General features: G+C 68.0%; 3 protein-coding genes. 1 reads left to right on the top strand and 2 read right to left on the bottom strand.

What is annotated here, in order from left to right; genetic code table 11:
* Both secA2 and JOZ00_RS24435 read right to left on the bottom strand, forming a co-directional pair.
* The coding region (secA2, locus tag JOZ00_RS24430; RefSeq protein WP_293349300.1) for an accessory Sec system translocase SecA2 at positions 1-2,265 on the bottom strand (2,265 nt) is incomplete at its 3' end.
* Positions 2,266-2,288: 23 nt separating this feature from the next.
* Entirely contained in the window at positions 2,289-3,932 is a 1,644-nt protein-coding gene (locus JOZ00_RS24435) for an acetolactate synthase (protein WP_293349302.1), read from the bottom strand.
* Positions 3,933-4,016: 84 nt separating this feature from the next.
* Here JOZ00_RS24435 and JOZ00_RS24440 point away from each other — a divergent pair, with 84 nt between their 5' ends.
* Positions 4,017-5,942, top strand: coding sequence for an ABC transporter ATP-binding protein/permease (locus tag JOZ00_RS24440; RefSeq protein ID WP_293349304.1), 1,926 nt, complete (start codon positions 4,017-4,019; stop codon positions 5,940-5,942).
* The last annotated feature ends 168 nt before the right edge of the window (positions 5,943-6,110 follow it).

The following is a 6,110-nucleotide window of genomic DNA, read 5'->3' on the forward strand; positions in this document are numbered from 1 at the left end:
GTTGACCATGTAGGTCCACGTCGACGTCGGCCGGGCCAGCTTGGACAGGTCCAGGCCCGGCTCCTCCTCGAGGACATTCGCCGTCTCGAACGTCTGCTGCGCGGCCTCGATCGCGTCGGCGGCCAGCGAGGCGAACGCGTCGACGGCTAACCTGTGGAACTCGTCGAGCGGGTTCTGCCGGCCCAGCGCACGCAGGTGGATGCTCTCGCGGATGTCGGCCAGATACGCGAGGTGATCGGCCCAGCCGCGATCGAGGTGATAGAGCATGATCAGCCGGCACGTCTTCTCGAGGCGGTCCTCCGAGAGATCCTCGGACAGCTCCTTGTACCGCTTGGGTGCCAGCTCGGCGAGTTCCTCGCGCGCGGTGGCGGTGCGCAGCAACGTGTTCCGCCGGTCGACGATGATGGCGCGCTGCTGGGCGATCAGCTGGTTGTAGCGCCAGGTGTTGGCGTGCACGTCGAGCATCCGGCCCTCGGCGACACGCTGGGCGTGGTCGAGCAGCCCGGCCGCCTTCGGGCTGACGATCCGGCCGTCCTCGTCGGTCTGGGTGGGCAGCTTGTTGTGGTCGAGGTTGGCCGCCACGACGTCGTCTTCCCAGCTGGAGAAGTAGACCGACGACCCCGGGTCGCCCTGGCGTCCGGCGCGCCCGCGCAACTGGTTGTCCAGCCGCTCGGTGTGGTGACGGCCGGTGCCGACGACGTGCAGCCCGCCGAGTTCGGCGACGCGGTCGTGGTCGGCTTCGTCGGAGCCGCCGAGCCGAATGTCGGTGCCGCGCCCGGCCATCTGCGTCGACACCGAGACCACGCCGTACTTGCCCGCCTCGGCGATGACCTGCGCTTCCTCCGCGTCGTTCTTGGCGTTGAGCACCACCGCGGGTACGCCGCGGCGCAGCAGCCGTTCGTGGATCTCCTCGGACTCGGCCACATCGCGGGTGCCGACCAGGACCGGCTGCCCGGTCTCGTGCACCTCGGCGATGTGAGCGATGATCGCGTCGTTCTTGGCGGCGGCGGTGATGTAAACCCGGTCGGACTCGTCCTCGCGAATGTTGGGCTCATTCGGCGGGATCGGTGACACGCCGAGCTTGTAGAACTGGCGCAGCTGTTCCCCGGCGGCCAGCGCGGTGCCGGTCATACCGCACACGGTCGCGTATCGGTTGATCAGCGCCTGCACGGTGATGGTGTCGAGCACTTCACCGGTTTCGGTGGTCTCGATGCCTTCCTTGGCCTCGACGGCGGCTTGCAGGCCGTCGGGCCAGCGCTGCAACTGCGCGATGCGGCCCCGCGCGGCGTTGATCAGGTGCACCGCGTCGTCGCGGACGATGTAGTGGATGTCGCGCTGCAGCAGCACGTGCGCATGCAGGGCGACGTTGACCTCGGTCAGGGTGGTGCCGACATGCTCCTCGGAGTAGAGGTCGATGCCGCCGAGCGCCTTCTCGACCTTGCGCGCCCCGACATCGGTCAGGTGCACGTTGCGACTGTCGGAGTCGGTGTCGAAATCGGTCTCGGCGGACAGCTCGCCGACCAGCTTGATGATTTCCAGCCGCGGCGTCTCCCGATGGGTGGTGCCCGCCAGCACCAGCGGCACCAGCGCCTCGTCGACCAGCACCGAGTCGGCCTCGTCGATCAGCGCAACGTCCGGATTCGGCGAGACCAGGTCGTCGACGTCGGTCACCAGCTGATCGCGCAGCACGTCGAAGCCGATCTCGTTGACCGAGGCGTAGGTGACGTCGCAGGCGTACGCGGCGCGGCGGTCCTTGCTGGTCGATTCGGCCGTGATCCAGCCGACGCTGAGGCCGATGGCCTCCAGCAGCGGGCCCATCCACTCCGCGTCGCGACGGGCGAGGTAGTCGTTGATGGTCACCACGTGCACGTGCCGCCCGGCCAGGGCGTACCCGGCCGCCGCGATCGCGCCGGCCAGCGTCTTGCCCTCACCGGTGGCCATCTCGATCACGTCGCCGGCGAGCATGCGCAACGCCCCGAGGAGCTGCACGTCGAAGGGGCGCAGGCCGGTCGCCCGCTCCGCCGCCTCCCGGGCGATCGCGAGGAACTGCGGGATGTCCTCGGACTCCGCGAGGTCGTCGAGTTTGAGCAGACCCGCCGCTTTACGCAGCTGCTCGTCGGTGAGGCCGGCGGCTTCCTCGTCGTAGTTCGACGCGTCGGTCACCTGGGACAACGAGCGGCTGCGGTTCTTTTCGGTGCTGGCGCCGAGCAGTCGCCAGAATCGGCTGCTGAGGCGGCCCGGTTGAGCGCGGGTGGTCTTTGGCACAGGTCAACGGTACGCGGGCAACCTCAGGCGAGGTTGGAGCGCCGCGGATAGGCGATAGTCGGATCGGTGAGCACGTTGACGACGGACGGCAGGCCGCTGGCAAAGGAGCGCTCCAGCGCGGGCCGCAGTTCGGCGGGTGTGGATACCAGCTCGCCATGGCCGCCCAGGGCGCGCACCACCTCGTCGTAGCGGGTCCCCGGGCGCAACTCCGCCACCACGGAATAGCCGTACAGCGCTTCCATGGGGTGCTTTTCCAGCCCCCAGATCCCGTTGTTACCGATCACCGACACGACCGGCACCTGATGGCGGACCAGCGTGTCCCATTCCATGCCGCTGAAGCCGAACGCGCCGTCGCCCTGCAGCAACACGACCTGCCGGTCCGGCCGGGCCAGTTTGGCGGCCAGCGCGTACCCGGGTCCCGAACCCAGGCAGCCGAAGGGGCCGCTGTCCAGCCAGCAGCCGGGCTGGTAGCTGTCGATCACTCGGCCGGCGTAGGACCCGAAGTCGCCGGCGTCGATGACGACGATGGCGTCTCGGTCCAGCAGTGGCGCCAGCTCCGCGTACACCCGCATCGGGTGCAGCGGCACGCGGTCGTCGGCCAGCTCGGCCTTCTCCTTGGCGCGCGAGGCGATCTCGGCGGTTCGCAATTCGCCGATCCAGTCGCGGTGGTCCGTCCCGGTGGCGGGGGCCAGCGCCGCGAGGATGGTCAACAGGTCGCCGTAGAGCTCGGCCTGCACCGGCCGCGGATGGCGGCGTTCAGGCTCGACCCGGTCCACCACGATGAGCTGGGTCTGCGCCCCGAACACCGCGCCGAAGCCGAGCCGGAAATCCATCGGCACGCCAACGATGAGCGCAACGTCGGCCTCCCCCAACGCTTTTCCGCGAGCTCGGGAGAACGCCAACGGATGGTCGGCGGGCACCGCGCCGCGGGCCATCCCGTTCATCAGCACCGGGATCTGCAGTTCCTCGGCAAGGCGCAGCAGGGCCGCCTCCCCGCGGCCCCACCAGACGTTGGTGCCCGCCATGATCACCGGCCGCTTCGCCACGGACAGCAGCGCGGCGGCGCGGCCCAGCGCGTCGCCGTCGGGTGCGGGCCCCTGGGGCAGGTCGACGAGCGCGCCCGGTCGGCCGTCATCGTCGGACGTGGAAAACACGTGGTCCATTGGGAAATCGACGAAGCCGACACCCGACGGGGCGCCGACGGCCGCTCGCAACGCTTCGTCGACAAGCCGGCCGGCGTCGTCAGGCGACTGCGCGGTGGCGGCGAAGCGGGCCAGCGGCGCCACGAACGGCACGTGGTCGATCTCCTGCAACGAGCCCATGCCCCACCGCAGCGCGGGTGCCCGGCCGCCCAGCACCACCAGCGGCGACTGGTTTTGCTGCGCCGCCGCCATTGCACTCATCCCGTTGGTGACGCCCGGCCCCGCGGTGAGTGCGGCAACACCGGGAACCCGCGTCACCTTCGACCAGCCCTCGGCGGCGAAGGTGGCGGTCTGCTCGTGGCGGGTGTCGATCAGCCGAATGTCCTCGTCACGGCAGCCGTCGTACACGGAGAACAGGTGGCCGCCGGACAGCGTGAAGACGGTGTCGACACCGCTCGCCCGCAGTCGCCGGGCGACGAGTCGGCCCGCGTGCAATGTTTGTGTGGGGACGGCGCCGGTAGTCATAACCGCAGCCTATCCAGATCCTTCGGGTACCTTCGCCCAAGGATTTGAAGTTGGGAAGCGATCGATCGTAAGGAGACGTCGACCATGGGCCCGAAGCTGTTCAAGCCGTCGATCGACTGGTCGGCGGCACCCATGGAATCCCTGCGATGGGTCGCGATCGCGTGGGTGGTCGCCGCCGTCGTGCTGTTCGGCGTGCTGGTTGCGTTCCGGTATCTCACGCCGTGGGGGCGGCAGTTCTGGCGCATCACCAGGGGCTACTTCGTCGGACCCAGCAGCATCCGGGTGTGGCTGATGCTCGGGGTGCTGTTGCTCTCGGTGCTCTTGTCAGTGCGGCTGACGGTATTGCTCAGCTATCAGGGCAACGACTTGTACACGGGGGTACAGAAGGCGGTGCAGGGCATCGCGGCCAATGACGCTCGGGTCAAAGAGTCCGGGATTCACGGCTTCTGGATGTCGATCCTGATCTTCAGCGTGCTGGCTACCCTGTACGTCGTTCGGTTCATGGTGGACATCTATTTGACGCAGCGATTCATCATCGCCTGGCGTATGTGGCTGACCGCGCACCTCACCGACGACTGGCTCGCCGGCCGCGCGTACTACCGGGATCTGTTCATCGACAACACGATTGACAACCCCGACCAGCGTATCCAGCAGGACGTCGACATCTTCACCGCCAATGCGGGCGCCACCCCGAACGTCCCGTCCAACGGGACGGGCAGCACCCTGCTCTTCGGCGCGGTCAACGCGGTGGCCTCGGTCATCTCCTTCGCCGCGATCCTGTGGAATCTGTCCGGAAATCTGGACGTCTTCGGCGTTAACCTGCCGCGCGCGATGTTCTGGACGGTTCTGGTCTACGTGCTGATCGCCACCCTGGTCGCGGTCTGGCTGGGTCACCCGCTGATCTGGCTCAGCTTCAACAACGAGAAACTCAACGCCGCGTTCCGCTATGCCCTGGTGCGGTTGCGGGACGCCGCCGAGGCGGTGGGCTTCTACCGCGGCGAGCGGGTCGAACGTGCACAACTGTGGCGGCGCTTCACCCCGATCATCGACAACTACCGCAAGTTCGTGCGCCGAACCATCATCTTCAACGGCTGGAACTGGTCGGTGTCGCAGGCAATTGTGCCGCTGCCGTGGGTGATTCAGGCGCCACGCCTGTTCAACGGACAGATTGACTTCGGTGACGTCGGCCAGAGTGCGACCGCATTCGGCAACATCCACGATTCACTGTCGTTCTTCCGCAACAACTATGACGCGTTCGCGGCCTTCCGGGCGGCCATCCTCCGATTGCACGGGCTGGTCGACGCCAACACGCGGGGCCGCGCGCTGCCGACCATGCTGGTCAAGGCGAGCGAGGAGTCAGCGGTCGAACTTCGTGACGTCGAGGTGCGCACACCGGCCGGCGACCGGCTGATCGACCCGCTGGATGTTCAACTCGCCGAAGGGGATTCGCTGGTGATCACCGGACGCTCGGGTGCGGGCAAGACCACGCTGCTGCGCAGCCTGGCCGAATTGTGGCCATATGCCTCCGGGACGTTGTGCCGTCCCGACGGCGACAACGCGACGATGTTCTTGTCGCAGTTGCCGTATGTGCCGCTGGGCAGCCTGCGGACCGTGGTGTCCTACCCGAACTCCCCGGACGCCATCGCCGACGACGAGCTGCGCGAAGTGCTCGACAAGGTCGCCCTGGCGCCGTTGATCGGCCGGCTGGACGAAGAGCAGGACTGGGTCAGGGTGCTGTCCCCCGGCGAGCAGCAGCGTGTCGCCTTCGCGCGCATCCTGCTCACCAAGCCGAAGGCGGTCTTCCTCGACGAAGCCACCTCCGCGCTGGACGAGGGCCTGGAATTCGCGCTCTACCAACTGCTGCGCTCCGAGCTGCCGGACTGCGTCGTCGTCAGCGTCAGTCACCGGCCCACCGTCGAGCAGCATCACGACCAGGAACTCGAACTGCTCGGCGGCGGCCCGTGGCGGCTGGGCCCGATCGAAGAGAACAAGCAGCCCGCTCGGGTCTAGCGGCGCCTAGATGCGGTGCGGCGTCAGGGCTTCCGCGGTTAGGCGCTGGGCGTCACCCGCTCGTCGCATCGTCTTGAGAAACACCGCGGCGTGCAGCGCATCGAACACCGCGATGTGCGCGATCCGGCTCGTAACGGCCTCGACGCGGAAGTCGGTTTCCTTGGCCCC

It is taken from the genome of Mycobacterium sp. (assembly GCF_019243155.1).
In the GTDB taxonomy this organism is placed as follows: Bacteria; Actinomycetota; Actinomycetes; order Mycobacteriales; family Mycobacteriaceae; genus Mycobacterium.